Raw genomic sequence first — 26,584 nt, 5'->3', positions numbered from 1 at the left:
TACTCGCCACGCCTCGGTTTTGCTGGCCAGCGAGCATGCGCTCGCGGTGCGTCTCATTTGTGAGGCACTTGCGTCTTTCCTGTCTCTGCCGATTTGCGCGCCAGGGCGACCTCAATCGGCGTGCCAATCGGGAGCCCGGGCCCATGACAAGCGCTCGCCGGCGTCTCATGCGCGAGACATTCTTTGCGCGCGCAGCGTCCGAGTCGCTTGCAATGGCCGCGCTCACCCTTTACTCGCGAGCCAATGGCGACCATGGCGCGGCTATTGCGGTCCGGTCGCATCGATCCGGCGCATGGCATCGCGGCCGCTCAATGACGTCCGCACCGATGTCGGATCGAACTCATTCTTTCAGGAGTGTTCGTGATGAAAAAAACCGTGATCAGAGCGGCTGTCGCAGCCGCCTGTTTTTCGATTGCCGCGGGGGCATTTGCCGGCACGACGTCCACGACGTTCGGCGTTTCGGCAACCGTCAACGCAACGTGCGTCATCAACTCGGCAAGCGCGTTGTCTTTCGGCGCCTTCGACCCGACCCAGGGGGCCCAGGCATCCACTTCATCGATCAGCGTCAATTGCACCAATACGACGCCGTTCAACATCGGCCTCGACGCCGGCGCGGGCTCGGGCGCCACGGTGGCAAGCCGCGTCATGACGAGCGGCTCCAACACGCTCTCGTACTCGCTCTATCAAGACTCCGGTCACAGCACCGTATGGGGCAACACGGTGGGCACGGACACCGTCTCCGCCACGGGCGCGGGCATGGCCTCCGGCAACGCCATCACGAAAACGGTGTTCGGCTACGTCCCGACTCAGCCCAATACCGTGCCGGGCAGCTATGCCGATACGGTGAAAGTCACCGTGACGTACTGACGGATCGCAAGTCTGTCGATAAAGCCAGCCCCCCAACGAGGGGGGCGTAAATAAAGACTACGGGGAGCCAGCCAATGATGATCCGAGCGATCCGCCTGCTAGCCCGCGCAGCGACGGGCGCCGCGCTCGTCTCGACGTGCGCGATCTCGCATGCGGCGAATTTCACCGTGACTCCCGTGAGAGTGGAGCTGTCGCCGTCTCAGACGTCGAGCGCATTGACGGTCAAGAATGAAATGACCGACGAGCCGGTCGTCGTCGAGTTGAATACCGTGGCCTGGTCGCAAAAGGACGGTGAAGACGTCTATACCCCAGCGCCCGAGCTGTTGGCCACCCCACCGATTTTCACGTTGGCGCCGGGCGCGACACAGGTCATTCGCATCGGCCTGCGCCACCCATCGGCGTCTGATCGCGAAACGACCTATCGGCTCTACCTGCGCGAGGTTCCGCCACCGCCCAAGCCCGGGTTCGCCGGCGTCCAGATCGCGCTGGAGATGCGATTGCCGATTTTCGTCAAGCCGCGCGTCGCCACGGCGCCCGCACTGCAATGGCACGTCGACAGGCAAGGCAGCGGTCCCCTCGCCCTTTCGGTGACGAATGAAGGCACGGCCCACGCGCAAGTCGCCAACCTCGTGCTGACGGCCGGCGATCGGCCGGTTGCAACGTATCCGGGGTTCGCCTACGTCTTGCCCGGACAGACGCGGCGCCTCGTCATGCAGCCAGGACGAGATGCGCCCTCCGCGCCCGGCGGCGCCTTGCGATTGAAGGCTTATTCCGATGCGGGTGACATCGATTCGCCCATTGCGCAGCAGTGGCAGTAGGACGGTCGCGGCGCTGGCGATGCTGGCGGCGTCCGTGGCGAGAGCAGGCATGACATTCCCCAATGAACTACCAGGCTCGCCGGCGGCACATCAGATGGTCGCCGAGAGCCCCGAGGAAATGCTTTTGCAATTCGACCTCAACAAGCAGGACCTGGATGAAACGGTGCTACTGCTAAGGGGCAAGGACGGTACCGTGTATGCGGCGGCGTCCGACCTCAAACGATGGCGCTTGCAAACACCGGACGTCACGCCGCTTATGCACAACAACGAGGCCTTTTTCCCGTTGAAGGCGATCCCCGATCTCTCGTATCAGATCGACGAAGCTCACCTGACGATCGCGGTGACGGCGCCTGCCCGAGCCTTTTTGCCGAGCGCCTTCGATGAAGCGAGCAAGCCGCCTGCGCTCGCGGCGAAACCCGGCCTCGGAGGCTTCTTCAACTACGACCTCTACGCGGAACGCTCGAGCGGCCTCACTCATCAATCGGGCTTGTTCGAAGCAGGCATTTTCAACAGTTTCGGCGTGGGTGTCGGCAGCTTTTTGGTCAACGGTGACGATGTCAGCCGGCGCTTCACCCGGCTCGAGACAACTTGGACGAAGGACTTTCCCGAACGCCTCACCAGTCTGCGTCTCGGGGACTCGATCAACGACGCCGGAATGTGGGGCCGCAGCGTGAGGTTCGGCGGCATCCAATACGGCACGAACTTCGGCGTTCAACCCGGCTTTGTCGCGTTGCCGTTGCAAAGCATCGGCGGCCAGGCCGCCCTGCCCTCGACGGTCGAGCTCTACGTCAACAACGTGTTGAGCGGCACCAAGGAGGTCGCCCCCGGTCCGTTCTCGATCACCAATGTGCCTGTGGTGACGGGTCAGGGCAATGTGCGCCTCGTCGTGCGCGATGTGATGGGCCGCGAGCAGGTGATCACCCAGCCGTTCTACGCGAGTGCCCGCCTGCTCGCACAAGGGCTCCACGACTATTCATACGAGCTTGGCGGCGTACGCGAAAACTATGGCATCGACAGCAACGATTACGTTCAACCGTTCATCGCCGCCACACATCGGCTCGGCCTGACTGAGCGATTCACGGGGGAAGTGCATGCGGAGGCGCAAGCCCAACGACAGACGCTCGGGGTCGGCGCCGTTCTGCTCGCGCCGTCACTGGGCACATTCAATGCCGCAATCGCCGCCAGCCATAGCCGGGAGGGGGTCGGCGGCCTGGTTCTGCTTGGGTTCGAGCGTCAGGCGAGCCCCGTGAGCTTAGGCGTGCATGCGCAGATGACCAGCAGCCGTTTTACGCAACTGGGCCTCGAATCCGGCATGCCCGCACCGCGCCTCCTGGCGAACGTCAACATGGGTGTGGCAATCCCTCACAACGGCTCGCTCGGGCTCGCCTATGTTTACCTCGACGATCGCGGCGGTCATCCGACTCAGCTGGCATCCGCAACCTACAGCACGGAGCTGGGAAATCTCGGCTTCGTCAGCTTGTCGGTTTCCAAAGCGTTGAACCAGTCCGGAAGCCTCTCGGTCGGCATGTTCTGGACTAAGCCGATGGGCCAACGAACGACCAGCTCCGTCAACGTCACTCGGCAACAAAATCGCACGGATGTCCTGACGCAACTGCAGCGCGGCCTGCCTCCAGGCGATGGCGTCGGCTACAGCATCGAGCAAGGCGACCGCCGCACGTGGGACGTCGAGCTCAATGCGCAAAACAGGATCGGCAGCTACATGCTCGAAGGCGCGAGCCACGAGGGGCAAACCGGCGTGCGCCTCGATGTCTCCGGCGGTGTCGCGATTCTTGACGGCATCCATTTCACTCGGCGCATCACGGACAGTTTCGCCGTAGTCAAAGTGCCCGACTTTCCCAATGTCCGCGTCTACGCCGATAACCAGCTCGTCGGGAAAACCGGTGCGGGCGGTGAAGCACTGGTGCCCAGGCTGCGCGCGTTCGAGAAAAACGCCATATCGATCGAACAGATGGATCTGCCGTTCGACGCCAAGGTCGGCACGCTATCGATGGATGCCGTTCCGCGGTTTCGCAGCGGAATGGTCCTCGAATTCCCCGTCAGTCACGCGCACGACGCGGTGCTCACGCTCGCGCTCGACGACGGAAGCCGCCTGCCCGTGGGCGCGACGGTGAAAGTCGATGGGCAAGCTCAGGAGTTCCCCGTTGGTCACGACGGCGTGGTCTACCTCACGGGACTGTCGGCACGAAATCGCCTTCGGGCAGGCTGGCGCGGCCAGCACTGTGACGTCGAGGTGCCTTTTCCCGCGGGCGCCGAGCCGCTTCCCGATCTCGGCACATTCGTTTGCAAGGGAGTTCGACAATGACGTACGTTCGAGAAACCGCGCGCCGGCGGCGCGCATGGCCCCGGCAGGGCGTGATCGCGCTGGCCATGACGGCGGTGGCTGCAACATGGAGCAACGATGGAGCAGCCGCGACCTGCAACGTGTCGGCCAATCCGCTCAGCTTTGGCGCCTACAGCACGACGAGCAACGCGACGAGCACGACGACGATCACCATAACGTGCGGCGGGTGGGGCAATGGCAGCAAGTCAGTCAGCTACACGTTGTCGGCAACGGCTGGCTCCGGCAGCTATGCCAACCGTCAGTTGCTCAATGGCAGCAACACCGTTTCGTACAACCTCTATACGAGCAGTGCCTATACGACCATTTGGGGGGACGGCACCGGAGACGGCACGATCACCCTCTCGGGAACGATCACCAATCAGCAGTCGTCGGTCCCGATCACCATCTACGGCGTGATACGAGCGGGACAGAATGCAGTGCCTGGAAGCTACGGGACCACCATGCCCATCACGGTCACGTTGACGTATCAGTGAGCGTGCCGCCTACCTCGCCCACGGCGGTGAAGAAAGAGCCGCCGGAGCCGATGAAGCTCTGAAAGGATCGACGAAATGAAACGGACCCAGGGGAAAGCCGCTCGCAAAGGGCGGGATGGACGGATGGTCGGCATCGCGCCGCTCTTGGCGGCACTGACAGCGACGTCCTTGGCGCTGTTCTGCTTTCAAGCGGGCGCCAAGCAATCGATGCGGCAAATCACGATCGGGGCCACGGTGCAGCCCTATGCGCAAGACGCCGCCGGTCAGCCGACCCAGCTCGTCATCACCAACAAGGACGTGAACCTCGGCTATCTCAACGTGCCCGACGGCGATAACCCCAGCGGATCGACTCTCACAGTCAAGACGAACGACCGCGCCGGTTACACGCTCGTCTTTCAGGTCGCGCCATCCGAACAGGCGCTCTTGTCGTCCATTCAGGTTTATGGACTCGGCACGAGCGTAACCCTGCCCGCCACCGGCGGCACGGTCACGATGCCCTTCACGGGATCGACCATCAATCTGTCGCTGACCTACCGCTTCAACCTGGCGAAAAAACTGAAGGACGGTACTTACGCGTGGCCGCTGACGATCATCGTTCGGCCAAACTGACCGAGAGCATCGCGGCCGCCTCGCCACGGCGCAAGTCAGCGCAAAAATACGTATCAGCCAGGACGTGATTCAACTGGAATCCAGCGATTTTGAATCGGCGTGTGTAGCAGCTCCTGGCCGATACATTGAAATACAAAACATCTGAATGGACCGGATATAAAGCGGGTGATGCGCTCCGTCCGCCATCGCGGAGAGCGCAATCGATCGAAAAAGCAGGTGATGTTTGCGGTCGCGTGGTCGGCCGCATCGATCTTCCGAACAACCAAACCGGAGCATTCGCCATGTCAGATCCCGTCAATATCCGCCGCCGCAGAATACTCGGTACGACGCTCGCCAGCATCAGCCTGTTGGACCTGAGCCTGAGCAGTCTTGCGAACGCCAAGTCGTCGCACACCGCTTCCGCGAAAAAACGCACGAGCGGCAACGCGTCGTTCGGCGAAATCCAACAGATCGACGCCGGCGTCCTCAACGTGGGTTACGCCGAAGCGGGTCCGAAGAACGGGCCGGTGGTGATACTGCTGCACGGTTGGCCTTACGACATCCATAGTTACGCAGAGGTTGCCCCACTCTTGGCGTCGGCCGGCTATCGCGTCATCGTGCCGTATTTGCGCGGCTACGGCTCGACGCGCTTTCTCTCGGCCGATACGCCTCGCAACGGTCAGCAGGCTGTTACGGCTGTCGACATCGTCGCGTTGATGGACGCGCTGAAAATCGATCAGGCGGTGTTCGGCGGCTACGACTGGGGCGGGCGCACGGCCGATACCATAGCGGCACTATGGCCCGAGCGTGTCAAAGCGCTGGTATCCGTGAGCGGCTACCTGATCGGCAGTCAGAAGGCGAATGAGAAACCGCTACCGCCGAAGGCCGAACTGCAATGGTGGTATCAGTACTACTTCGCGACGGAGCGCGGCGCGCTCGGCTACGAGGCGAACCGCGACGCCTTCAACAAGCTGATCTGGCAACTGGCCTCGCCGAAGTGGGATTTCGACGATGCGACTTACGAGCGCTCGGCCGCATCGTTTCAGAACCCGGACCACGTAGCCGTCGTCATTCACAACTATCGCTGGCGGCTCGGGCTCGCGCAGGGCGAAGCCCAATACGACAGCATCGAAAAGCGCCTGGCTACCGGCCCGACCATCTCGGTGCCGACCATCACGCTCGAAGGCGATGCCAACGGGGCGCCGCACCCTGAGCCCGCAGCGTATGCAAAGAAATTCACCGGCAAGTACCTGCATCGGACCCTCGGCGGCGGCATCGGCCACAACCTTCCGCAGGAAGCGCCGGAGGCATTCGCCGATGCGATCAAGCAAGTCGTGCAGTTGTGACCGAGCCGGTCAGACGACGCAACGCGCGCTCACGCCGGCGTTGCGTCCAGACGGTCGCTGGCGACCTAGGAAGCCCATCATCGATTCGCCGGGGCAGCGAACGCATAGCCGCTTTTCCGCGTCCGCTTGACCTGGTACATCGTTTCATCGGCGGCCGCGACGAGGCGATAGAGATCTTTGACCGAATCCGGCCAACAAGCGATGCCGATACTCGCGCTCACGCCTCGGATCCCCATTTCCTCGGCTGTCTGCGCGACGCAAGCGCTCAAGCGTCGCGCGATCGAAGCAAGCTGAGCATCGCTCGAATATTCGCGGATCAGCACGGCGAACTCGTCGCCGCCTATCCGTGCGACGACGTCGCCCACGCGAACGGCACGACGAAAGCGCCTGGAAGTGCCGATCAAAAACTCATCGCCCGCGCGATGACCTCGCGAGTCGTTGATGGCTTTGAATCCATCGAGGTCGATGTAGAGAATGGCGATTTTGCCCCGCGGATCGTTGGAAGTCGCCGCCGCCGCTTCCTCGATCACTTCGAACAGCTTGCGGCGATTCGGCAGCCCCGTCAGCGCGTCGTGCAGTGCGGCATGCTGGAACAGCGATGACTGCTCCGCCAGCTGCCGCGCCCGCTTCGAATACATCACGAGTGCGGTAATGAGCGCGCTGAATACGAATGCGGACAATACGATGAGGGCGTTGGCCACGCCCGAGATACGCATTCGCAGATCGGCAGCCGTGCGGTCGCGCTGCGCGTGCCAATACGTCGACGCTGCGTCGAGGGAGGCGTCGGTGTCGCTCGCCACCACGCCTGGGGAGAGCGCGGCTCCGGTAACGTGCGGAGACGCGAACGGGCTTGCGTCCTCCAACGCCGCGAGCGTTTTCACGCTAGCGACGAGGTTCGCTTGCGCGCGCCGATAGTCATCGGCCGCGGTCTGATCGAGATCGAACGTTCGCTTGGTTTCGCTCGCGGCGACGGCGGCGGTGTGTGCGCGCCCGACTGCATCGACGACAAGCGCGACGTATTCCTGCTTGAGCTCGTCCGAGAAGATCGCGCGGGCCTGCACGGCGAGGAAGAGCAAGCCTGTCAGCAGCGCGAGCAAGGAGGCGATGGCCATCGCCCGCGGTCCCACCCGCAGGGCGCGCGAGAGAACACGCTCGGCCCGGTCGCGCAGCGCGCGCGGCCGTCTAGGGACGTGCGTAGAGCTCTGGCCGATATCCGGTGCCATGGCGGCGGTGGCTTGCACGGTGGAAGAACCAGGCGATCCGCTCGAACGGGTTGCGGCTCGCTTTGCCTCGCGGCGGCGCCGTACTGCCGCGGGCCTGCGCAGGCGAGCGGCTAGCCCGGGCCGGACCTGTCGCCGCCACGGGCGATTGCGCGGGATCCTGCGAATTCGCCGCGGCCGGCTGAGCGGCGGAGGCGGGCTGGGCCGACGCGATATACGCCTCGGCCGCTGCCCCCCCGTCAGACGCGTGCGTTACCGTGCCCGCGCGCACGGCCACCGACGCCGCCGTCGCGGGCTCGCCGATTCCGAGCGCCTGCCTGGCACTCGCCAACGCATCGACGTAGACGCCCTGATCGTGATGAAACCAGACGCCGTACGCAACGGTGCCCGCGACCCCAAAAGCGAGGGAGCTCGCCGAGGCGATCCACAATGCGAAACGTCCATACCGAGCCTGCTTCGGAGGGGAATCGCGATCGGCATCGCCATCGAGGTTCACGTCCGTTTCCGGCATTTCGCCAAGCCAATTCATTGCAACTTCTCCGAATCCTTACGCCCGACGCGCGGCCCCGCGCAGGTCCCGCCGAACGCGGAACGCCGCGAAAAGGCTGCCGGAAAATGTAATCCCGCCGCACTTTGCTGACAACCCGCCACCAATAAGCAATTGACGGGCCGCCGGCGCGGGTCGCTCGATCGTGGATCGAGCGCGCGGGGCTGCCATCGTCAGCACGCTCGCGAGAAGCGTGCTGAAGCGATAGTGCCGGCAGCCCCGCGCCGGAACGGATTCGGATCGGAACTGCTCGCCGTGTAGTTATTACGCGGCCAGCTTCCCAGCTTCTACAGGATTGCGCGCGGGCAAAACGAGCGAGACGACGATGGCCACGATCGCATTCGCGACCAGCGCGATGAGGCCAATGTAGAGCGGATAGACATTCCCGAACACGTGTAGCGGAAACACGGGCTTGAGCTCCTGCACGGCGGCGAGCCCCGTGCCGAGCGCAATGCCGACGAGCCAGCCGAGGAAAAGGCCCGTGGAGCTGAGGCGGCGGCAATAAAGCGTGAAGACGATCGCCGGGAAAATCTGCAGAATCCAGACGCCGCCGAGCAGTTGCAAGTCGATCGCGAACTTGGTCGGCAAGGCGACGATGCAAACGAGCGCACCGAACTTCACGACGAGCGAGACGAATTTCGCCGTCGACGCTTCGCTTGCGGGCGACATATTCGGAGAAACGAGCGGACGCCACAGGTTACGCGTGAAGAGGTTCGACGCTCCGATCGACATGATCGCGGCAGGCACCAGTGCACTGATCGCGATCGCGGCGGCGGCAAAGCCGATGAACCACGACGGAAACAGCGTATTGAAGAGGGCGGGCACGACATCGCTTGCCGACTTGACCTGCACGCCGGCCGCGATCGCCATGTAGCCGAGCAATGCGATGAGGCCGAGCAGCAACGTGTAGGCGGGCAGGAAGATGGCGTTTTTGCGGACGGTGTTGGCCGATGCCGAGGAGAGCACGCCCGTCATCGTATGCGGATACATAAAAGCCGCGAGCGCGGAGCCGAGCGCGAGCGATGCGTACGCCGTGAACTGCGTCGGCGCCAGGACGATCCCGGTTGCGCCGCCCTTGGCCTTGAAATGCGCATCGGCCAATTCGAACACATGCCCGTAGCCGCCGAGCTTCGCCGGAATCAAGCAGACGGCGGCAATGACGACGATATAGATCATGATGTCCTTCACGAACGCGATCATCGCGGGTGCGCGCAATCCGCTCGTGTAGGTGTAGAGCGCGAGGATCACGAACGCCACGACGAGCGGCAACTCACCTGTCACGCCGAGTCCCTTGATGACGACTTCCATCCCGACAAGTTGCAGCGCGATGTACGGCATCGTCGCGACGATGCCGGTCACCGCGATGGCGGCCGGCAGCCATTTGCCGCCGTATTCGCCGTGGACGAAGTCAGCGGCCGTGATGTGACCTTTCGCATGCGCGATCTGCCAAAGCTTCGGCATCACGGCAAAGACGAACGGATAAACGATGATCGTGTACGGCAACGCGAAGAAGCCATACGCGCCGACGGCATAGACGAGCGCGGGCACCGCAATGACGGTATACGCCGTATAGAAGTCGCCGCCGACCAGAAACCAGGAAATGATCGTGCCGAACTGGCGACCGCCGAGCCCCCACTCGTGCAGCTGCGTCAGGTCACCGCGCTTCCAGCGTGCGGCAAAGAAGCCGAGCACCGTGACGAGCGCGAAAAATGCGATGAATACCGCCATCGCCACGGGGTTGATTGGATTCAGCGCGTTCATTTGAGCCCCCGATAGACCAGATAGATCAGTAGCGACGTAACGGGAACCCAGAGGAATTGATACCAGTAGAAGAATGGGAATCCGGCGAATGCGGGCATGCGCTCGTTGTAGAACGGCAGCCAGAGCAGCGCTACGTAGGGAATGAGCAAAATGAGCCAAAGCCATGAACGGCCGGCTGAACGCGCTTGCGTCGTCACTGTTTTCTCCTCCAAAGCTCGTGTGGAATCAGGGTTTGAGGCACGGCGGACAGCCCGGGCGGCATCGATTCACGAGGGAGACCGCGCACGGCCAGCGCACGGGTGGTAGCCGAGACCCCGATGCGGCATCGGGATCGCGGCGAGTCTCCTGTGGTTATCGTTGTTATCGGCGAGGACAAGAGTCCGTTCGCCGCGAGCCTGCTCGACTATTACAAGGCGGGATAGAGTCCGACCGGCGCTAAGTATTCACGATCGCTGGATTGCTCACAACCGCAGCACTACGGAAGCGCGTTACGTAGGACTACGTAGTCGCCGGGCGCGGCCTTAGGAGCCCTTGAGGGGTCCCTTAATCGTTCTTAGGCGCTCGCGGCGGTCAAATTCGGGATGATGCGCTTCATGAACTGGTCGAACAGCGGCACCGTGAATGCCGTATCGCCGTGTGCCGGGCTGTAGATCATTCCTTTCTTGATCAGCGCATTGCGCACCGGCGCGATCGATTGGACCTTCACGCCGAGCAAGTCGGCGATTTCACCCGAGCGTTGCGCGCCCGCGCCGAGTTCCGCGAGTGCTCGCATGTATGCCTTTTCGCGCGGAGTGAGGCGGTCGAAACGCATTCGGAAGAAGCTCTCGTCCAGCCGCGCGATGGAGCGGCGCGTCGCTTCGTTCACTGCCTCGACGTCAATCGGACTGGCTGGGGCAACGTTCCAGGCCTGGTAGCCCCACTCTTGCAGGAAATATGGATAGCCTTCGGTTACGCGTACGACTTCGGCGAGGGCGTCCTCGGTGAAACGTACGCCCTCGCTTTGTACAGGTTCAGCGAGTGCCGCCGCAGCATCCTCCGGAGCGAGCGGCCCTATAGCCGGAAAATCGAAGAGGCGCTCGGCATAGGACTTCGAGCGGCCGCTCAGGCCGACGAGCTGCGGCAGGCCCGCGCCTATGACGATCAGCGGCAACTGCTTCTGCGCGATGCGATGCGCAGCCATGATAAGGGCGCTCAGTTCGGCCTCCGTGAGGTACTGCACCTCGTCGATCAAGATCGCCACGGCAACGCCTCTGTCTTGCGCCGCCTCGGCAACGGCGGTAAGCAGGTCGGGCAGGTCCGCCTCCAGATCGCCCGAGTCGGCCGTACCTCGCTCGGGATCGATATCCAGCCCAATTTCAATATCCTGGACACGCAGTTTGACGCCGCTGACGAAGCTCTTCAGTACGCGCAGGCCTCGCTTCACCCTGGCGCTCAGGCTCGCCATGCGATCAAGCGCAAACAGCAGTTGTCGCAACGGCGCCGCGAGCAACGCCGCCAACGATTTGCCTTCATGTGCCTCGACGAAAACGGACTGGTAGCTGGCGTCTTCGGCGATTTGTTCAATGCGGTTGAGAAGCACGGTCTTGCCGACGCCGCGCAGACCGATAAGGAAAAAGCTCTTCGCCGCGCGCCCCGCTTTGACCCGAGCGAGCGAGAGTTCGGCCTGGCGCAGCAATTCGCGACGGCCAGCCAGCTCGGGCGGTGGCGTTCCCGCGCCCGGCGAGAAGGGGTTCAAGAGGGGATCCATGAATCGTCGATTCGAGCGATGTTACTGCAGTTTATCATTGTTATCGTCATTACATATAAACTCGAGTAACTTTACTATCGACGGCAGACCTTCTCGAGAAGCGAGGACGCAACGGGACGACGACGCCGCTAGCTTATGCGGGGCAGGCGGCACGTTGCGACTTGCCGGTCAGCGGATTGATTGCCCAGTTGTGTGCAAGTCGTTATAAGCTCATCGGCCGCAATTGAAAACGCCAAACTACAAGACCTGGACGGGGTAATGAAAAAACAATCTTTGCGGTCGCGGATAGCCGGTCATAAGGGATGCGTTGGTGAATTTCCATGGAAATTCGTCCGCGCAGCGGTCATCGTCGCCTTGACAAGCGGTTTCGCTACACAACCTTCGCTCGCCGACGAAGCGTCGGCATCGGCCGTTGCGCCAGTATCGGCAACGAGCGTTTCGCGCGCCGCTGTCGAGCCTGAAATCGTCTCCATCACGGTGCCCAGTGTAGGCGCGTTCGGGGGCGATGTCGCCATGCATACCGAAGTCTATAAACCCGCGGGCGACGGGCCATTTCCCACGCTGATCTTTTCGCACGGGCGCGCGGCCGACGGCTTGGACCGCGCCAAGCTCGCGCATCCCATCGGCAATGGGCATGTCAGATATTGGCTGGCGAAGGGCTTTGCTATCGTCGCGCCGGTCCGTGTGGGCTATGGCAAGACGGGCGGCCCGGATATCGAGGATTCCGGAAGCTGGTTCGACTCCTTCGGCACCTGCAGAAGCCGGCCCGATTATCGAAAATTGGCGAGAGTGACGGCTCAGGAAACTTCTGCCGCCATCAACTGGGCACGGGCGCAGACCTGGGTCGACAGCAAGCGCATCGTGCTCGAGGGCGGCTCGGTTGGCGGATTTGCGACGGTCGCGACCGCCGCGACGCATCCTTCAGGCGTGATCGCCTATATCAATTTCGCGGGCGGAGCCGGCGGCTTGCCGGATCGCTCGCCGGGCCACAGTTGCGACCCCGAACAAATGAAGGAGGTCATGGCCGAACTGGGCAAGACGACCGCCTTACCGGGTATCTGGCTATATGCCGAGAACGACCACTACTGGGGACCGGAAGCTCCTCGGCGGTGGTTCGATGCGTTCGTATCCGGAGGCAGTCCCGCGGAATTCGTCAACCCGGGCGAATTGGCTGGCCACGATGGGCACTTCCTGCTCTCCTACGGCGGGAAGATGTGGTCGGTGCCTGTGGACCGTTTCGTCAAGCAGTTCGGATTCTGAATTGGAGCCCGGCGGAATGTCGTCCAACGCGGGCAGTTGCTGCTGCGGACTGTGCCGTAATACTCATCGATCGTTGGATAGTGGCGAAGTCGGGGCTTCGCTCCGCCCCTCCCCCGACCTATCAAGCAAGCACTGTCCGCTGCCGAAACCACTCCGCGAGTTGCCCCTCGTCGATCTCGCCGGCGGCAACATCTTCCATCGTTCTAACCGCGTCAGCCGGATCAAACTGAACGCGATAGCCGTTGTCGGCGAGAAACAAGCGCGCAGCAATCCATGCGGTCCGCTTGTTGCCATCGGCGAAACCATGATTCCGAGCCAAACCATAGGCATAGGCGGCTGCCAGCGCAGCAACGTCCGCGTCCCCGTACATATCGAGATTCTGCGGTCGTGCCAATGCGGACTCAACAGCGCCTATGTCGCGCACACCGTCAGGGCCACCGTGCTCCGCCAACTGGCGGTCATGCACGGCATAAACGAGGTCCGCGCGAACCCATCGCCACACGGTCACTTGGCAAGCGCCCGCAAGATGTCGCGGTCGTCATGCATGATTTCTTCCGCCAACCTCATCTGGCGCTCGAAATCAGGGTCATAAGGCGTAATCCGGTACCCGCCCTCGGGCGCCTCCGTAAGGTACACCGTGTCCCCCTTCTTTACCTTGAGCCGCGCCATCGCCTCTTTGGTGAGGATGAAGCCGGCTGACGCCCCTACTGTCGTCACCTTGAATGTAAGCATTTGCGCCTCCGAGAGCCATATAATTTTTATTATATGGCACGCAGCCAGACGCCAACAAGCAAGGCCATGGACGGAACTGCAGGAGGCTGCAACGCCAACTCGGCGCATCTGTATTGCCACCGGCCGCGGCGCTTCACCTTCGACCGTCGCCCAGCCCATCACTCCGGGACCACAACGTTTGCCCAAAGGTACAAGGTAGAAAGCACAACGACGAACGCCGCCGTGCGCCAGACGCTCACTGCTCGTCGTTGTTTTTCAGTTCGATTGCCTGCGGCGATCACGACGATCACTCGTCTGCTACCGCCGGCGTACCGAAACTGTACTTTTTGACGCGGCAAAAGCACAAGGGATTACGTGAAACTCACGTAATCCCTTGATTTTATTGGTGCCGGCTGCAGGACTCGAACCCGCCACCTGATGATTACAAATCAACTGCTCTACCAGATGAGCTAAGCCGGCGTGAGCCCGTGATTCTACTTCATTTCACGATCTTGAGGTGCCCCTTGCCGCCGCCTTTCGAGCCGTCGTCGTCGGAGCTCGGGGAGCGACCTTCTTCCGGCTCGCTCGACTCCGCGCGGGGCGCGTCGCTCGGCGGCGCTTGCCCCTCCTCCACGGGCTCGGCCGGAGCCGTCGCCGCGGGCCCTACCGCGGGCTCGACCGGGAATGCCATGCCCTGCCCGTTCTCGCGCGCATAAATCGCGAGCACGTTCGCAACCTGCACCTCAATCTTGTGCGCCTTGCCCGAAAACCTCGCGCTGAACTCGATCCACTCATTGCCCATCTGCAACTGGCTCGTCGCCTCGAAGCTGATGTTGAGCACGATCTCGTCGTTGTGCACGAACTGGCGCGGCACGCGCGTCTGGTTATCGACCCGCACGGCGATGTGCGGCGTATACCCGTTATCCGTGCACCACTCGTAGAGCGCGCGCAGCAGATAAGGCTTAGTCGGAATCTCTTGCATCAACAATCCTCGTTCGGAAACAGCACCGCGCTACCCAATCAGCCCGAAGCGAAAGCGAAAGCGAAACGACCGCTATCGAACCGCCAAGCCGCGCGGCGGCTGCCCCCAAAACCACTTTGCGCGCGGCGCTCAGCGGCGCATCACCTTCTCGGAAGGCGTCAGCGCTTCGATGTAGGCCGGGCGGCTGAAAATACGCTCGGCATACTTCATGAGCGGCGCCGCGTTCTTCGACAACTCGATGCCATAGTGATCGAGACGCCACAAGAGCGGCGCGATCGCCACGTCGAGCATGGAGAACTCCTCGCCCAGCATGTACTTGTTCTTGAGGAAGATCGGTGCCAACTGCGTGAGCCGATCGCGGATCGCGAGACGCGCCTTCTCGTGGCTCTTTTCGGCCGCCTTGCCCTTCTCGTTCTCAAGCGTGCCGACGTGCACGAACAGCTCCTTCTCGAAGTTGAGCAGGAAGAGCCGCGCACGCGCGCGCTGCACCGGATCGGCCGGCATCAGTTGCGGATGCGGGAAGCGCTCGTCGATGTACTCGTTGATGATGTTCGATTCGTAAAGGATCAGGTCGCGCTCGACGAGAATCGGCACCTGCCCGTACGGATTCATCACCGCAATGTCTTCCGGCTTGTTGAAGAGGTCGACGTCGCGAATCTCGAAGTCCATGCCCTTTTCGAACAGAACCAGTCGGCAACGCTGGGAAAACGGGCAAGTAGTGCCGGAATACAAAACCATCATGTCTAAAGTTTCCTCAAAAAACTGAAGGGCCAGCGCGCCGAAAAGCCGCCGAAGCGTGCTCTTCCGTGCGCCGGCCCCACACCGGTATCACGGCGTGAATTACTTGACGTCCTTCCAGTACGCCGCGTTCAGCCGCCAGGCGAAAAACGTCAGGACGCCCAGGAACAGCAGCACCCACACGCCAAGCTGCTTGCGCACGTGCTGCGTCGGCTCCGACATCCAGGTCAGGTAGGCGACGAGGTCGGCCACGGCAGAATCATAATCTACCCGGGACATCGTCCCCGGTTTCACCTGCTCGAAGCTGACGAACCGATGCGACTTCTCCCCCGTCTCGGCATCCGTCACGTCCTCGTACTTCGCCGTCCGCTCGCCCTGCAACTGCCATAGAACGTTAGGCATTCCAACGTTCGGGAACACCATGTTGTTCCACCCCGTGGGCCGCGTATCGTCGAGATAGAAGCTGCGCAGGTACGTGTAGAGCCAATCGCTGCCGCGCGCTCGCGCCTCCACCGACAAATCGGGCGGCGTCACGCCGAACCACGTTTTCGCGTCGGTCGGCCGCATCGCCACGCTCATCGTATTGCCGACCTTATCGGTCGTGAACAGCAGATTCTGCTCGATCTCCTTCTGCGAAATGCCGAGCTGCGTAAGCGAACTGTAACGTACAAGGTTCGCACTGTGGCAGTTCAGGCAATAGTTTACAAACAATTGTGCACCATGCTGCAAAGAGACAAGGTTCGCCGTGTTGTCGGGCGCACGATCGAGCCGGAATCCTTCCTCCTGAGCCGATGCCGGAACCGCCGCGACGCCGGCCGCGAGCACCGCGGCCACCGCGCCGATTCGCGCAAGCTTCGAAAGCCATGTATTCATATCGTTGTTCCTCGCTCCCGATTCAATGAGGCTTGTACCGAACGCGCTCCGGCGGCGTCTTGAACTTGCCGCGCGGTGTCCAGAACGGCATGCCGAGGAAAAACGCGAAGTAGATGAGCGCGCAAACCTGAGCAATGACGGTCGCAACCGGCGATGGTGGCCGCGTCCCCAGAAATGCGAGGATCAGGAACGCCAGCACGAAGATGCCGTAGAACACCTTATGAAAGAACGGCCGGTAGCGGATCGACTTGACCGGGCTATGGTCGAGCCACGGGAGGAAGCAGAGCGAGAGCACGGCCGAGCCCATCACCACCACGCCCCAGAACTTGGACTCCGTCAACAGCATCGCGACGATGACGAGCGCGGACAGCACCGGCAAACCGATGCGCCACTTGCCGCGCGCGCGCACGAGCGCGAGTAGGCCGAGCAGCGCCACGACGATCATCAGGACGATCTTGAAAGGGTCCGTCGTCGCGCGCAGCATGGCGTAGAACGCCGTGAAATACCACACGGGCGCGATCTCGGACGGTGTTTGCAACGGATTCGCCGGAATGAAGTTGTTCTGCTCGAGGAAATATCCGCCCATCTCCGGCGAGAAGAAAATGATGGCCGCGAACACGATCAGGAACACGCAAACGCCGAAGAAGTCGTGCACGCTGTAGTAGGGATGGAACGGAATCCCGTCGAGCGGGCGGCCGTCCGGCCCTTTCTTCGCCTTGATCTCGATGCCGTCCGGATTGTTCGAGCCCACTTCGTGCAGCGCAATCAAATGCACGAACACGAGACCGACGAGTACGAGAGGAATCGCAATCACGTGCAAGGCGAAGAAGCGGTTCAGCGTCACGTCCGATACGACGTAATCGCCGCGAATCCAGAGCGACAGATCGGGGCCGATAAACGGAATCGCCGAAAAGAGGTTCACGATCACCTGCGCGCCCCAGTACGACATCTGCCCCCACGGGAGCAGGTAACCGAAGAACGCCTCGGCCATGAGACACAGGAAAATCGCGCAGCCGAAGAGCCATACGAGCTCGCGCGGCTTGCGATACGACCCGTACATCAGGCCGCGGAACATGTGCAAGTAGACGACGACGAAGAACATCGACGCGCCCGTCGAATGCATGTAGCGGATGAGCCACCCCCAAGGCACCTCGCGCATGATGTATTCGACCGACGCGAATGCGAGCGTCGAATCGGGCTTGTAGTTCATCGTCAGGAAAATGCCCGTGACGATCTGGTTCACGAGCACGAGCAGCGCAAGCGAGCCGAAGAAGTACCAAAAGTTGAAGTTCTTCGGTGCGTAGTACTCGGAAACGTGTGCCTTCCAAGTCGCCGTCATCGGAAAGCGTCGGTCGATCCAGCCGGTGAGGCCCGTCGTCTCGACTGCTTTCTCTGCCTTCTCTGTCGTAGCCATTACGCTTCTCCTTTCTCGTCCTTGCCGACCACGAGCGTGGTTGCGGACGTGAACTGGTAGGGCGGAACATCGAGGTTTTGCGGCGCGGGCTTGTTCTTGAAGACACGGCCAGCAAGATCGTAGGTCGAGCCGTGGCACGGGCACAGGAATCCGCCGGGCCAGTCGCTCGGCAAATTCGGCTGCGGGCCGGGCGTGAAGCGCTGCGTCGGAGTGCAGCCGAGATGGGTACAGACGGCAACGGCAACAAAAATGTTCTTGTGATCGGCACGGGACCGGTATTCGTTGTTGCAATACTCGGGCAGCGGCATCGAGAAGGGGTTCTTGCTCTGCGGATCGGCAAGCTCGGGGTCGGCCTTCTTGACGTCGGCCAGCATCTCGTCGGTGCGATTGATGATCCAGACAGGCTTGCCGCGCCACGAGACCGTCTTCATCTCCCCGGGCTTCAGATCGCTGATGTCGACCTCGACCGGCGCGCCGCCGGCCTTGGCTTTCTCGGATGGTGCTAAAGAGCTCGCAAACGGTACGACAGCGGCCACGCCTCCAAAGCCGCCTGCTACGGACGTCGCAATCAGCCAGGTACGGCGGCTGCCGTCGACGCGTTCCTCTTCTTTGTCTCGCATCACACGCCCCACTTCTGAGTTGGATTTTCCGTCACGCTTTTTCCACCGCCGCTAGTTTGCGGGAATGGAGTCGTCATTTACAAGACCCGACCGACAGAAACCATGCGAAGCGATTGATCCGTAAGGGTTTCCCCCCAGCGCGCGGCCGTTCGCCGCACCCCATTTTTCTTTATTCTTTAAACACTTTGCACAATAGATCGTATTGCAGCGCAACCAAATAGCAATCTCAAACGGGATTATCGATATCGATGAAGAGATGCTCGAGATCGAAACGCTCGGACAGATGGGCTCCGACCGCCTGCACGCCGTAGCGCTCGGTCGCATGGTGCCCCGCCGCAAGAAAGGCTACGCCGCTCTCGGCCGAGATGTGAGTGGTCGGCTCGGACACCTCGCCGGTCAGGAAAACATCGGCGCCCGCGTCGATCGCCGCCTCGAAGTAACTTTGCGCGGCGCCCGTGCACCAGGCGACGCGCCGCAGTTCGCTGTCCGGATCGCCGAGCGCGAGCGGCGTGCGGCCAAGCGTCTGTTCGACCTGCGCGACGAAGTGCGCGAGCGTGATCGGCATCGGCAGCGTCGCCATCCAGCCGAGATCGTCGGGGCCGAAGTGCGACTCGCCGATGAGACCCATGCGCGCGCCGAGCTGCGCGTTGTTGCCGAGTTCGGGATGGGCGTCGAGCGGCAAATGAAAGGCGAAAAGATTGATGTCGTTGGCGAGCAGGAGCTTCAGGCGCCGGTATTTGCGGCCCGTAACTTGCGGCGTTTCGTTGCGCCAGAAATAACCGTGATGCACGAGGACGGCGTCCGCCCCCCATTCGAGCGCCGCTTCCAGAAAGGCCAGCGAAGCGGTGACGCCGGTGGCGATCTTGTCGACGCGTCGACGTCCCTCCACCTGAAGCCCATTAGGGCTGTAATCCTTGAACCGGCCCGTATCGAGCAACCCATTCAAGTACAATTCAAGTTCTATGCGATCCATATAAACCTCGATTCTTCAAATGCTTAGACGGTTTTGGCTGTTTTTTGCCCAAGCGGTGACGGTGCTGCTCGCGCTCATGTTCATCGTGGTGACGCTCAAGCCGCAATGGCTGCAGCGGCAGGGGCAATTCGGCAAGCAGCTCGCCTCGCCGATCGTCGCGCTGCGGGAAGTCGCGCCGGGAACGGGCTCGAGCTCGGCCGTGACCTCGTATGCCGACGCCGCCCAAAAAGCGATGCCGGCCGTCGTCAACGTTTTCTCCGGCAAGGGTGGATCGTTGCCGCCGAATCCGCAAGCGAACGACCCGCTGTTCCGGTACTTCTTCGGCAATCCGAAAGGCGGCAAGGAGCCGCAGGACGAGCCGGCGACGAACCTCGGCTCGGGCGTCATCGTCAGCTCGGAAGGCTACATTCTAACGAACCAACATGTCGTCGACGGGGCAGACGAGATCGAAGTCGCGCTGGCCGACGGCCGCAGAACGAATGCGAAAGTAGTCGGCGTCGACCCCGAAACCGATCTCGCCGTGCTCAAGATCAACATGTCGAACCTGCCGACGATGACGCTCGGCAGGATGGACGAGGCCCGCGTGGGCGACGTCGTGCTCGCGATCGGCAACCCGTTCGGGGTCGGCCAAACCGTCACCATGGGCATCATCAGTGCGCTCGGGCGCAATCACCTCGGCATCAATACGTTCGAGAACTTCATTCAGACGGACGCGCCGATCAATCCCGGCAACTCGGGCGGCGCGCTGATCGATGCGCACGGCAATCTGCTCGGCATCAATACGGCGATCTACTCGCGCTCGGGCGGCTCGCTCGGGATCGGCTTCGCGATCCCGGTCTCGACGGCCAAGAGCGTGCTCGAAAGCATCATCACGACGGGCGCCGTCACGCGCGGCTGGATCGGCGTCGAGCCGCAGGATGTGACACCGGCCATCGCCGAGTCGTTCGGACTCGAGCAAAAGGGCACGATCGTGGCCGGCGTGCTTCAGGGCGGGCCTGCCGACAAGGCCGGCATCAAACCCGGTGACGTGTTGCTCAACGTGAACGGCCAGGACATAACGGATACCACGCGCCTTCTCAACGTGATCGCGCAGATCAAGCCTGGCACCGACGCCAAAATCCGCCTGAAGCGGAAGAACAAGGAAATGGAAGTCAAGGTGACGATCGGCAAGCGCCCGCCCCCGCCGAAGCAGGCCAGCGACGAGAATTCGCAGCCCGACGAATGAGCCGAGGCCGCAAGCCGAGCGCCGCGCGGGCGGCGCTCGATCAGCTCGCGGCGTGCTCTTTATCGGCGAGCGCGCGGTCCTTACCGACCAGGAACCGCGCCGCGATGATGCCGGCCTCGTAGAGGACGATCAGCGGCACGGCCAAAATCAACTGCGAGAAAACGTCGGGCGGCGTCACGACGGCCGCGACGATGAACGCCCCCACCACGACGTAGGGCCGGATCTCCTTCAGCTTCTTGATCGTCAGCACGCCCATCCGCACGAGCAAGACGACGACGATCGGCACTTCGAACGTCACCCCGAACGCAATGAACATCGTCAGCACGAAACTCAGGTAGTTGTTGATGTCCGTCGTCATCTCCGCGCCGAGCGGCGCGTTGTAGTGCGCCATGACGCGAAAGATCGTCGGGAATACGACGAAATAGGCAAAAGCCATCCCGCAGAGGAACAGCACATAGCTGCTGCCGACGAGCGGCGTGACGAGCCGCTTCTCGTGCTGATAAAGGCCCGGCGCGACGAACGCCCAGATCTGGTAAAGGACGAACGGCAAAGCGATCACGAGCGCCACGACCATCGTGACCTTCATCGGCACGAAGAATGAGCCCGTCACGTCGGTCACGATCATCTTCCCGCCGGCGGGCAGATTTTCCATCAGCGGCCGCGCAAGCAAGCGGAAAATGTCGGGCGCCCAATAGACGAGCGCGACGAAGACGACGATGACGGAAATCCCCGCCCGGATGATCCGGTCGCGCAGCTCGACGAGATGCGAGATGAAGGTTTCCTCGGGGCCCCCGTCGTTCGGATCGTTGGGGCTGTCGGGTTTGTTGGGGTCGCTCACACCGGCCCTCGTTGGAATATCGTCACTTGCGGCATCGAAAGGGGAAAGACGGGAAAGGCGGCTCGCACGCGCGCTCTGAATCAGAGAAAGCGCTTCGGCGTACGCAAGCTCGCCGGCGTGTGGCGCGCCACGCGCGCGGCGCCCGACTGTACGTGTATGCGGCGCGCCGTCGCGCGTTTATACCAGACGGGCGTGGCAAGCCGCTTCGCCCGCCAATTGCGCCGCTTCTCCGCGCCGAGCGCACCACCGCCGTTGCCGGGCATGCCGAATGGCGGCGGGTCGGCGGCGCCCGCCGTACCGGCGTCTTCGATGGCAGCGGACGCCCCGCTGGCGATGCTCGGCGACACCGAGGTGCCCGCCCGCCAAGCGTCGGTCAATTCGGTTTCCTCGCGCTGCACGGTCTCGTGGATCTTGTTTTCGACGTTGCGCGCCGCCGATTCGAAATCGGTCTTCATGCGGCGCAGCTCGTCGAGTTCAATTTCACGCGTGACTTCCGCCTTCACGTCGTTGATATAGCGCTGCGCGCGGCCGAAGAGCGCGCCCGCCGTGCGCGCGACGCGCGGCAGCCGCTCGGGGCCGAGCACGACCAGCGCCACCACGCCGATCAAGGCCATTTTGGTCAGACCGAGGTCGAGCATCGGCTTCGTTCTTCCGTCGTCAGGTCATCGGACGCCCACGCGAGCGGCCCGCATCAGCGATAGTCGCTCGAGCGAACCTTTTCCTTCGCCTCGACGTCCACGGCGCCGTTCGGCAACTCGCGCCGCTCGCTCGTCGATGCGGGGGAAGCGGGCGTCTCGCCTTCCTTCATCCCTTCCTTGAATCCCTTCACGGCGCTGCCCAGATCGCCGCCGATATTGCGCAGCTTCTTCGTCCCGAAGACGAGCGCCACGATCAAAAGCACGATCAGCCAGTGCCAAATGCTCAACGAACCCATGTGAATCTCCTGAAACCCTTGAAGAGCGCGACGCGCTTAACCCATCCGCTGCCACGGGCGCGGCCCGGCAAGCAGATGCGCGTGCAGATGGTAGACTTCCTGTCCCCCGCCTGGCCCCGTATTGATCACCGTGCGAAAACCCGTCTCGCCGCCGGTATAGGCGCAGCCGAGTTTATCGGCGAGGCGCGCCACCAGAACCATCATTCTACCAAGCAGCGGGGCATCGCTTTCATCGCAATTCGAGAGCGTATCGATGTGCCGGCGCGGAATCACGAGAATATGCGTGGCCGCGGCCGGGCGGATGTCCTTGAAAGCGAGAAATTCGTCGTCCTCGTGCACTTTCGTGCTCGGAATTTCGCCGGCGGCGATCTTGCAAAAGAGGCAGTTTTCGTGGCTCATGGTCTTCCCGGTGAATGGGGCGCGGCGGCGTCGATCAGAACCACGCGCGCGGCTCGAGCGGCTTGTTGTCGTACAGATACAGCCAGCCCTTGACGATACGGTACAGCATCCAGATGGAAACGGCTCCAAGGATGACAAAGCCGACGACGACGAAGACGAGGGCCCAGCCGATCACGTAGCCAATCAGCCCGAGCCAGAACGTCCGGATCTGCCATTCGAAGTGCGCCGCATACGGCGTCCCGGCCGCGTCTGGCCGCTTCACGTAGTCGATGATGATCGCGACGAGCCCGGAGATGCCGCCCGTGAACCAATGCACCGCATAGAGCCCATAAAGCACGTGCGTCAGCGTGCGAATGCGGTCCGCATCGGCCGTGCCGCCATACGAAACAGGTGAACGTCCGCCTGGATCTTCCATCTTCGCGCCTCTCCCCTTCCGAAACCGCTCGATCGATGATCGATCGAAGCTCGCTCGTGCCGATGTTGGCCGGTTGTTGCCTTCTAAATTTTATCCGCCGTTCTCTTCCCGTTCACGGCGCTTTCTCAACGCCTTCTCTTCGATGCCCGACATCCCCTCGCGGCGCTCGAGCTCCGCGATGACATCGGCCGGGCTCAGCTCGAAATGCGAGAGCATGACGAGGCAGTGGAACCAGAGATCGGCCACCTCGCCGACGAGCGCGGCCGGCGCGCCGCCCTGGCGCACATCCTTCGCGGCGAGCACGACCTCGGTCGCTTCCTCGCCGATCTTCTTCAGCACCGCATCGTCACCCTTGTGAAACAGGCGGGCAACGTACGAACTCTCGGGATCGCCGCCCTTGCGGCTATCGATCACGGCCGCAAGCCGCAGCAGCGTATCTTCGGTCGATTGCATCAGTGGTGTCGCTTCATTGAATCAGTGAATCGGAACCATGTCGATCGACGAGGCGGGCGAACCGGCCGGCTCCGTCGACACGATCGCTCAGCCGCGCCCGCAGCCGAGCTTATCGGTAAATATGCTCGGGGTCTTTCAGCACGGGATCGACGGCCACCCAGTCGCCCTCGTCGGCCGTGCCCTCGAATTTCTGAAAGAAGCAGGAATGTCGGCCCGTGTGGCAGGCGATGCCCGACACCTGCTCGACTTTCAGCAGCACGACGTCCTCGTCGCAGTCGAGCCGCACTTCGCGCACATGCTGCACATGGCCCGACTCCTCGCCCTTGAACCAGAGGCGCTGACGCGAGCGGGAAAAATAAACGGCGCGGCCCGTCTCGATCGTCTTTGCGAGAGCCTCACGGTTCATCCACGCGAACATCAGCACGTCGTTCGTCGAAGCTTCCTGTGCGATCACCGGAACCAGGCCGTTCGCGTCCCATTGAACCTTGTCGAGCCACGACTTGTCGGGCGCAATCATCTGAACCTCCGGGCAGCAGCGAATGGAATGAGCGTGAGCAATCGTTCCATCTCACTGTCTCACGGGAATGCCTTGTTCGGCCATGAAGCGCTTGGCCTCGCCCACCGTATGCTCGCCGTAGTGGAAGATGCTCGCGGCCAGCACGGCGTCCGCGTGGCCTTCGACGATGCCGTCGGCCAAGTCCTTCAGCGAGCCGACGCCGCCCGAAGCGATGACGGGCACCGGGACCGCGTCCGATACGGCGCGTGTCAGCGCAAGATCGAAGCCGCTCTTCGTCCCGTCGCGGTCCATGCTCGTCAACAGGATCTCGCCGGCACCGTAGTCGGCCATTTGCTTCGCCCACTGCACGGCATCGAGCCCGGTCGCCTTGCGCCCGCCATGCGTGAAGACCTCCCAACGCGGCGTCTCGCCTTCCGCCGAGACGCGCTTGGCGTCGATCGCGACGACGATGCACTGCGAGCCGTACTTGCCGGCCGCATCGCGCACCAATTGCGGATTGGCGACGGCCGACGAGTTCATGCTGATCTTGTCCGCGCCGGCGTTGAGCAGCCGCCGCACGTCTTCGACGGCGCGCACGCCGCCGCCGACCGTTAGCGGAATGAAGACCTGCGAAGCGACGGCCTCGATGATCGGCAGAATCAGATCGCGGCCGTCCGACGTGGCCGTAATGTCGAGAAACGTGAGCTCGTCGGCGCCTTGCTCGTCGTAACGATGCGCGATCTCGACCGGATCCCCGGCGTCGCGCAGCTCGACGAAGTTCACGCCTTTGACGACTCGCCCGGCGGTTACGTCGAGACAGGGAATGATGCGTTTAGCTAGTGCCATATTGGTGCAAGTGCCGCTGAAAGCCCGCCCGGCCAAGGCGGATGCCATCGTGAATGTTCGTGACCGGACCGGGCGGCCACACCTCTTGGGCGGGTAGCCGCCGGCCGCGGCAGCGCGCGAAGCGCCGTTCGGTCAAGCGTCGTCCGATTCCCGCAATGTATCGGCGCGCGTTTGCGCCTGGGCGAAATCGAGATCGCCCGAATAGATCGCGCGCCCACAAATGACGCCCTCGATGCCTTCGTCCTGGACCTCGCACAGTGCGTCGATATCGGCGATGCTCGAAAGCCCGCCGCTCGCGATCACCGGGATCTTGACCGCGCGCGCGAGGCGCACCGTCGCGTCGATATTGATGCCCTGCAGCATTCCGTCGCGGCCGATGTCGGTATAGATGATCGACTCGCAACCGTAATCCTCGAACTTGCGCGCCAGATCGACGACTTCGTGGCCGGTGAGCTTGCTCCAGCCGTCCGTCGCCACTTTCCCGTCCTTCGCGTCGAGCCCGACGATGATATGCCCGCCGAAAGCCGTGCAAGCATCCTGCAGGAAGCCGGGATTCTTCACGGCGGCCGTGCCGATGATCACGTACGAAAGGCCGTCGTCGAGATAACGCTCGATCGTCTCGAGATCCCGAATTCCGCCGCCCAGTTGAACGGGGATTTCGTTGCCGACTTCCTCGATGATCGCGCGAATCGCCTCCTCGTTCTTCGGCTTGCCCGCGAACGCGCCGTTCAAATCGACGAGATGCAGCCGCCGAGCGCCGCGCTCCACCCAGTGCCGCGCCATCGCCGCGGGATCCTCGGAGAATATCGTCGCTTGGTCCATATCGCCTTGTTTCAGGCGCACACACTGACCGTCCTTGAGGTCGATGGCGGGAATCAGCAGCATAGCAATCGCGTTAAGTCTGGGATGAGTTGGAGATCGGCGGCCCGGGCCGCGAACCGTTTCGCTAGTTTAGTACAGTCTCGAAGCGCTTCGGCCGGCGTGCCGGCGCAAAATCTGGCAAGCAAATTCACGAATTCATGGATTCCAATGCACGAAATTGCGGTAGACACGCAAGCCTGCGTCTGCGCTTTTTTCGGGGTGAAACTGGGTGGCGAACAAATTGTCGCGCGCCACGGCCGACGTAAATGGATTGCCGTAGTCCGTTTCCCCCACGCTATGCGCGCGATTGTCGGGCACGACGTAGTAACTGTGCACGAAATAAAAAAAGCTTCCGTCGGGCACGCCGTCCCAGAGCGGGTGCGAGTGCACCTGACGCACGCGGTTCCAGCCCATTTGCGGCACCTTGAAGCGCGAGCCGTCGTCCTGCAGCCGGCCTTCGAGCGCGAACCGCACGACTTTGCCATGAATGAGGCCGAGACCGTTCGTGTCGCCTTCCTCGCTCCAATCGAGCAGCATCTGCTCGCCGACGCATACGCCCATCAGCGGCTTCGTGCGCGACGCCTCGAGCACCGCCTCCTGGAGCCCCGACTCGCGCAGCGAGCGCATGCAGTCGGGCATCGCGCCCTGCCCGGGCAGGACGACGCGCTCGGCAGCGCGTATGTCCTCGGGGCGATCGACGATGGCCACGTCGGCTTCGGGCGCCGCCTTTTTCAGCGCCTGCTGCACGGAGCGCAGGTTGCCCATCCCATAGTCCACAATTGCAATTTTCTTCATCGCGATCTTTATCGCACCAAAA

31 protein-coding genes and 1 tRNA gene are annotated in these 26,584 nt (G+C 62.5%); 8 read left to right on the top strand and 24 right to left on the bottom strand.

Annotation, left to right across the window (positions count from 1 at the left end; genetic code table 11):
* The first annotated feature begins 363 nt into the window (after positions 1 to 363).
* The 6 genes from AB4Y31_RS28360 to AB4Y31_RS28335 all read left to right on the top strand — a co-directional run bounded on the left by AB4Y31_RS28360 (position 364) and on the right by AB4Y31_RS28335 (position 6,454).
* Positions 364 to 867, top strand: a complete 504-nt coding sequence (locus AB4Y31_RS28360) for a spore coat U domain-containing protein (protein ID WP_368676889.1) — start codon at positions 364 to 366, stop codon at positions 865 to 867.
* A 74-nt stretch (positions 868 to 941) separates the two neighbouring features.
* Positions 942 to 1,685, top strand: coding sequence for a molecular chaperone (locus AB4Y31_RS28355; protein WP_368676888.1), 744 nt, complete (start codon positions 942 to 944; stop codon positions 1,683 to 1,685).
* 49 nt (positions 1,686 to 1,734) lie between these two features.
* A complete protein-coding gene (locus AB4Y31_RS28350) occupies positions 1,735 to 4,008 on the top strand; it encodes a fimbria/pilus outer membrane usher protein (protein ID WP_368676887.1) in 2,274 nt (757 codons plus the stop codon).
* Positions 4,005 to 4,520, top strand: a complete 516-nt coding sequence (locus AB4Y31_RS28345; protein WP_368676886.1) for a spore coat protein U domain-containing protein — start codon at positions 4,005 to 4,007, stop codon at positions 4,518 to 4,520. Before AB4Y31_RS28350 ends, AB4Y31_RS28345 begins: the two co-directional genes overlap by 4 nt.
* 75 nt (positions 4,521 to 4,595) lie before the next feature.
* The gene (locus AB4Y31_RS28340) at positions 4,596 to 5,129 is read left to right on the top strand and encodes a hypothetical protein (RefSeq protein WP_368676885.1); all 534 of its coding nucleotides are present in this window, start codon (positions 4,596 to 4,598) and stop codon (positions 5,127 to 5,129) included.
* A gap of 281 nt (positions 5,130 to 5,410) precedes the next feature.
* Positions 5,411 to 6,454, top strand: coding sequence for an alpha/beta fold hydrolase (locus AB4Y31_RS28335; protein WP_368676884.1), 1,044 nt, complete (start codon positions 5,411 to 5,413; stop codon positions 6,452 to 6,454).
* A gap of 77 nt (positions 6,455 to 6,531) precedes the next feature.
* Here AB4Y31_RS28335 and AB4Y31_RS28330 read toward each other — a convergent pair whose 3' ends face one another.
* From AB4Y31_RS28330 to AB4Y31_RS28310, 5 genes are all read right to left on the bottom strand, one after another.
* Positions 6,532 to 7,566, bottom strand: a complete 1,035-nt coding sequence (locus tag AB4Y31_RS28330; protein ID WP_368676883.1) for a diguanylate cyclase — start codon at positions 7,564 to 7,566, stop codon at positions 6,532 to 6,534.
* A 70-nt stretch (positions 7,567 to 7,636) separates the two neighbouring features.
* Positions 7,637 to 8,203: a hypothetical protein gene (locus AB4Y31_RS28325; protein ID WP_368676882.1), complete on the bottom strand. Its 567-nt coding sequence runs from the start codon at positions 8,201 to 8,203 to the stop codon at positions 7,637 to 7,639.
* A 282-nt stretch (positions 8,204 to 8,485) separates the two neighbouring features.
* Positions 8,486 to 9,982, bottom strand: coding sequence for a monocarboxylate uptake permease MctP (gene mctP, locus AB4Y31_RS28320; protein ID WP_368676881.1), 1,497 nt, complete (start codon positions 9,980 to 9,982; stop codon positions 8,486 to 8,488).
* Positions 9,979 to 10,179, bottom strand: a complete 201-nt coding sequence (locus AB4Y31_RS28315; protein WP_018440375.1) for a DUF3311 domain-containing protein — start codon at positions 10,177 to 10,179, stop codon at positions 9,979 to 9,981. Before AB4Y31_RS28315 ends, mctP begins: the two co-directional genes overlap by 4 nt.
* A 356-nt stretch (positions 10,180 to 10,535) precedes the next feature.
* Positions 10,536 to 11,729 (bottom strand): AAA family ATPase, encoded by a 1,194-nt coding sequence (locus tag AB4Y31_RS28310; RefSeq protein WP_368676880.1) that lies wholly within the window; start codon positions 11,727 to 11,729, stop codon positions 10,536 to 10,538.
* 258 nt (positions 11,730 to 11,987) lie between these two features.
* Here AB4Y31_RS28310 and AB4Y31_RS28305 point away from each other — a divergent pair, with 258 nt between their 5' ends.
* Complete coding sequence (locus AB4Y31_RS28305; RefSeq protein WP_368676879.1) at positions 11,988 to 12,989, top strand: alpha/beta hydrolase family protein; 1,002 nt, start codon at positions 11,988 to 11,990, stop codon at positions 12,987 to 12,989.
* Positions 12,990 to 13,110: 121 nt separating this feature from the next.
* Here AB4Y31_RS28305 and AB4Y31_RS28300 read toward each other — a convergent pair whose 3' ends face one another.
* The 9 genes from AB4Y31_RS28300 to AB4Y31_RS28260 form a co-directional block, all read right to left on the bottom strand.
* Positions 13,111 to 13,497, bottom strand: a complete 387-nt coding sequence (locus tag AB4Y31_RS28300; protein WP_368676878.1) for a type II toxin-antitoxin system death-on-curing family toxin — start codon at positions 13,495 to 13,497, stop codon at positions 13,111 to 13,113.
* Complete coding sequence (locus AB4Y31_RS28295) at positions 13,494 to 13,721, bottom strand: AbrB/MazE/SpoVT family DNA-binding domain-containing protein (protein ID WP_018440379.1); 228 nt, start codon at positions 13,719 to 13,721, stop codon at positions 13,494 to 13,496. Before AB4Y31_RS28295 ends, AB4Y31_RS28300 begins: the two co-directional genes overlap by 4 nt.
* A 383-nt stretch (positions 13,722 to 14,104) precedes the next feature.
* Positions 14,105 to 14,180 (bottom strand) — tRNA-Thr (locus AB4Y31_RS28290).
* A 19-nt stretch (positions 14,181 to 14,199) separates the two neighbouring features.
* Positions 14,200 to 14,682, bottom strand: a complete 483-nt coding sequence (locus AB4Y31_RS28285) for a ClpXP protease specificity-enhancing factor (RefSeq protein ID WP_018440380.1) — start codon at positions 14,680 to 14,682, stop codon at positions 14,200 to 14,202.
* Positions 14,683 to 14,811: 129 nt separating this feature from the next.
* Entirely contained in the window at positions 14,812 to 15,423 is a 612-nt protein-coding gene (locus AB4Y31_RS28280; protein ID WP_026229613.1) for a glutathione S-transferase N-terminal domain-containing protein, read from the bottom strand.
* 99 nt (positions 15,424 to 15,522) lie between these two features.
* On the bottom strand, positions 15,523 to 16,293 hold the full coding sequence (locus AB4Y31_RS28275) for a cytochrome c1 (protein WP_107153092.1): 771 nt from the start codon (positions 16,291 to 16,293) through the stop codon (positions 15,523 to 15,525).
* Between the two features lie 22 nt (positions 16,294 to 16,315).
* Positions 16,316 to 17,707, bottom strand: coding sequence for a cytochrome bc complex cytochrome b subunit (locus tag AB4Y31_RS28270; RefSeq protein WP_018440383.1), 1,392 nt, complete (start codon positions 17,705 to 17,707; stop codon positions 16,316 to 16,318).
* Positions 17,707 to 18,327, bottom strand: a complete 621-nt coding sequence (petA, locus tag AB4Y31_RS28265) for a ubiquinol-cytochrome c reductase iron-sulfur subunit (protein ID WP_107153090.1) — start codon at positions 18,325 to 18,327, stop codon at positions 17,707 to 17,709. The genes AB4Y31_RS28270 and petA overlap by 1 nt, the downstream gene beginning before the upstream one ends.
* A gap of 226 nt (positions 18,328 to 18,553) precedes the next feature.
* A complete protein-coding gene (locus AB4Y31_RS28260) occupies positions 18,554 to 19,300 on the bottom strand; it encodes a Nif3-like dinuclear metal center hexameric protein (protein ID WP_368676877.1) in 747 nt (248 codons plus the stop codon).
* Between the two features lie 19 nt (positions 19,301 to 19,319).
* Here AB4Y31_RS28260 and AB4Y31_RS28255 point away from each other — a divergent pair, with 19 nt between their 5' ends.
* On the top strand, positions 19,320 to 20,525 hold the full coding sequence (locus tag AB4Y31_RS28255; RefSeq protein ID WP_018440386.1) for a Do family serine endopeptidase: 1,206 nt from the start codon (positions 19,320 to 19,322) through the stop codon (positions 20,523 to 20,525).
* A 40-nt stretch (positions 20,526 to 20,565) separates the two neighbouring features.
* On the opposite strand, the gene tatC is transcribed toward AB4Y31_RS28255, so the two are convergent.
* The 10 genes from tatC to hisH form a co-directional block, all read right to left on the bottom strand.
* Positions 20,566 to 21,363, bottom strand: coding sequence for a twin-arginine translocase subunit TatC (gene tatC / locus AB4Y31_RS28250; RefSeq protein WP_368676876.1), 798 nt, complete (start codon positions 21,361 to 21,363; stop codon positions 20,566 to 20,568).
* 80 nt (positions 21,364 to 21,443) lie between these two features.
* Entirely contained in the window at positions 21,444 to 22,001 is a 558-nt protein-coding gene (gene tatB / locus AB4Y31_RS28245; RefSeq protein ID WP_368676875.1) for a Sec-independent protein translocase protein TatB, read from the bottom strand.
* A gap of 53 nt (positions 22,002 to 22,054) precedes the next feature.
* Complete coding sequence (tatA, locus tag AB4Y31_RS28240) at positions 22,055 to 22,297, bottom strand: Sec-independent protein translocase subunit TatA (RefSeq protein ID WP_368676874.1); 243 nt, start codon at positions 22,295 to 22,297, stop codon at positions 22,055 to 22,057.
* Positions 22,298 to 22,333: 36 nt separating this feature from the next.
* On the bottom strand, positions 22,334 to 22,696 hold the full coding sequence (locus AB4Y31_RS28235; RefSeq protein WP_107153085.1) for a histidine triad nucleotide-binding protein: 363 nt from the start codon (positions 22,694 to 22,696) through the stop codon (positions 22,334 to 22,336).
* A gap of 34 nt (positions 22,697 to 22,730) precedes the next feature.
* Positions 22,731 to 23,111 (bottom strand): DUF4870 family protein, encoded by a 381-nt coding sequence (locus tag AB4Y31_RS28230; protein ID WP_368676873.1) that lies wholly within the window; start codon positions 23,109 to 23,111, stop codon positions 22,731 to 22,733.
* A gap of 90 nt (positions 23,112 to 23,201) precedes the next feature.
* Positions 23,202 to 23,567: a phosphoribosyl-ATP diphosphatase gene (locus AB4Y31_RS28225; protein ID WP_026229615.1), complete on the bottom strand. Its 366-nt coding sequence runs from the start codon at positions 23,565 to 23,567 to the stop codon at positions 23,202 to 23,204.
* 106 nt (positions 23,568 to 23,673) lie between these two features.
* Complete coding sequence (gene hisI / locus AB4Y31_RS28220; protein WP_018440393.1) at positions 23,674 to 24,081, bottom strand: phosphoribosyl-AMP cyclohydrolase; 408 nt, start codon at positions 24,079 to 24,081, stop codon at positions 23,674 to 23,676.
* A 51-nt stretch (positions 24,082 to 24,132) separates the two neighbouring features.
* Positions 24,133 to 24,906, bottom strand: coding sequence for an imidazole glycerol phosphate synthase subunit HisF (gene hisF, locus AB4Y31_RS28215; protein WP_368676943.1), 774 nt, complete (start codon positions 24,904 to 24,906; stop codon positions 24,133 to 24,135).
* A gap of 132 nt (positions 24,907 to 25,038) precedes the next feature.
* Complete coding sequence (gene hisA, locus AB4Y31_RS28210; RefSeq protein ID WP_018440395.1) at positions 25,039 to 25,791, bottom strand: 1-(5-phosphoribosyl)-5-[(5-phosphoribosylamino)methylideneamino]imidazole-4-carboxamide isomerase; 753 nt, start codon at positions 25,789 to 25,791, stop codon at positions 25,039 to 25,041.
* A 132-nt stretch (positions 25,792 to 25,923) separates the two neighbouring features.
* Positions 25,924 to 26,562, bottom strand: a complete 639-nt coding sequence (gene hisH / locus AB4Y31_RS28205; protein ID WP_368676872.1) for an imidazole glycerol phosphate synthase subunit HisH — start codon at positions 26,560 to 26,562, stop codon at positions 25,924 to 25,926.
* Positions 26,563 to 26,584: the final 22 nt, after the last annotated feature.

Origin of the sequence: Trinickia sp. EG282A, from assembly GCF_040965455.1 — a bacterium.
Lineage (GTDB): Bacteria > Pseudomonadota > Gammaproteobacteria > Burkholderiales > Burkholderiaceae > Trinickia > Trinickia symbiotica.
This window is presented reverse-complemented; position numbering and strand designations above follow the sequence as displayed.

Bases quoted from the DNA above. Each gene is read 5' to 3' on its own strand.
- hisH (WP_368676872.1), bottom strand. From the start codon at position 26,562: ATGAAGAAAATTGCAATTGTGGACTATGGGATGGGCAACCTGCGCTCC.
- AB4Y31_RS28350 (WP_368676887.1), top strand. From the start codon at position 1,735: ATGACATTCCCCAATGAACTACCAGGCTCGCCGGCGGCACATCAGATG.
- AB4Y31_RS28270 (WP_018440383.1), bottom strand. From the start codon at position 17,707: ATGGCTACGACAGAGAAGGCAGAGAAAGCAGTCGAGACGACGGGCCTC.
- hisI (WP_018440393.1), bottom strand. From the start codon at position 24,081: ATGATTGCGCCCGACAAGTCGTGGCTCGACAAGGTTCAATGGGACGCG.
- AB4Y31_RS28305 (WP_368676879.1), top strand. From the start codon at position 11,988: ATGAAAAAACAATCTTTGCGGTCGCGGATAGCCGGTCATAAGGGATGC.
- petA (WP_107153090.1), bottom strand. From the start codon at position 18,327: ATGCGAGACAAAGAAGAGGAACGCGTCGACGGCAGCCGCCGTACCTGG.
- AB4Y31_RS28355 (WP_368676888.1), top strand. From the start codon at position 942: ATGATGATCCGAGCGATCCGCCTGCTAGCCCGCGCAGCGACGGGCGCC.
- AB4Y31_RS28255 (WP_018440386.1), top strand. From the start codon at position 19,320: ATGCTTAGACGGTTTTGGCTGTTTTTTGCCCAAGCGGTGACGGTGCTG.
- AB4Y31_RS28235 (WP_107153085.1), bottom strand. From the start codon at position 22,696: ATGAGCCACGAAAACTGCCTCTTTTGCAAGATCGCCGCCGGCGAAATT.
- AB4Y31_RS28345 (WP_368676886.1), top strand. From the start codon at position 4,005: ATGACGTACGTTCGAGAAACCGCGCGCCGGCGGCGCGCATGGCCCCGG.
- AB4Y31_RS28360 (WP_368676889.1), top strand. From the start codon at position 364: ATGAAAAAAACCGTGATCAGAGCGGCTGTCGCAGCCGCCTGTTTTTCG.
- AB4Y31_RS28310 (WP_368676880.1), bottom strand. From the start codon at position 11,729: ATGGATCCCCTCTTGAACCCCTTCTCGCCGGGCGCGGGAACGCCACCG.
- hisF (WP_368676943.1), bottom strand. From the start codon at position 24,906: ATGGCACTAGCTAAACGCATCATTCCCTGTCTCGACGTAACCGCCGGG.
- AB4Y31_RS28230 (WP_368676873.1), bottom strand. From the start codon at position 23,111: ATGGAAGATCCAGGCGGACGTTCACCTGTTTCGTATGGCGGCACGGCC.
- AB4Y31_RS28280 (WP_026229613.1), bottom strand. From the start codon at position 15,423: ATGATGGTTTTGTATTCCGGCACTACTTGCCCGTTTTCCCAGCGTTGC.
- hisA (WP_018440395.1), bottom strand. From the start codon at position 25,791: ATGCTGCTGATTCCCGCCATCGACCTCAAGGACGGTCAGTGTGTGCGC.
- AB4Y31_RS28275 (WP_107153092.1), bottom strand. From the start codon at position 16,293: ATGAATACATGGCTTTCGAAGCTTGCGCGAATCGGCGCGGTGGCCGCG.
- tatA (WP_368676874.1), bottom strand. From the start codon at position 22,297: ATGGGTTCGTTGAGCATTTGGCACTGGCTGATCGTGCTTTTGATCGTG.
- mctP (WP_368676881.1), bottom strand. From the start codon at position 9,982: ATGAACGCGCTGAATCCAATCAACCCCGTGGCGATGGCGGTATTCATC.
- AB4Y31_RS28340 (WP_368676885.1), top strand. From the start codon at position 4,596: ATGAAACGGACCCAGGGGAAAGCCGCTCGCAAAGGGCGGGATGGACGG.
- AB4Y31_RS28325 (WP_368676882.1), bottom strand. From the start codon at position 8,203: ATGAATTGGCTTGGCGAAATGCCGGAAACGGACGTGAACCTCGATGGC.
- AB4Y31_RS28295 (WP_018440379.1), bottom strand. From the start codon at position 13,721: ATGCTTACATTCAAGGTGACGACAGTAGGGGCGTCAGCCGGCTTCATC.
- AB4Y31_RS28330 (WP_368676883.1), bottom strand. From the start codon at position 7,566: ATGGCCATCGCCTCCTTGCTCGCGCTGCTGACAGGCTTGCTCTTCCTC.
- AB4Y31_RS28285 (WP_018440380.1), bottom strand. From the start codon at position 14,682: ATGCAAGAGATTCCGACTAAGCCTTATCTGCTGCGCGCGCTCTACGAG.
- AB4Y31_RS28335 (WP_368676884.1), top strand. From the start codon at position 5,411: ATGTCAGATCCCGTCAATATCCGCCGCCGCAGAATACTCGGTACGACG.
- tatB (WP_368676875.1), bottom strand. From the start codon at position 22,001: ATGCTCGACCTCGGTCTGACCAAAATGGCCTTGATCGGCGTGGTGGCG.
- AB4Y31_RS28260 (WP_368676877.1), bottom strand. From the start codon at position 19,300: ATGGATCGCATAGAACTTGAATTGTACTTGAATGGGTTGCTCGATACG.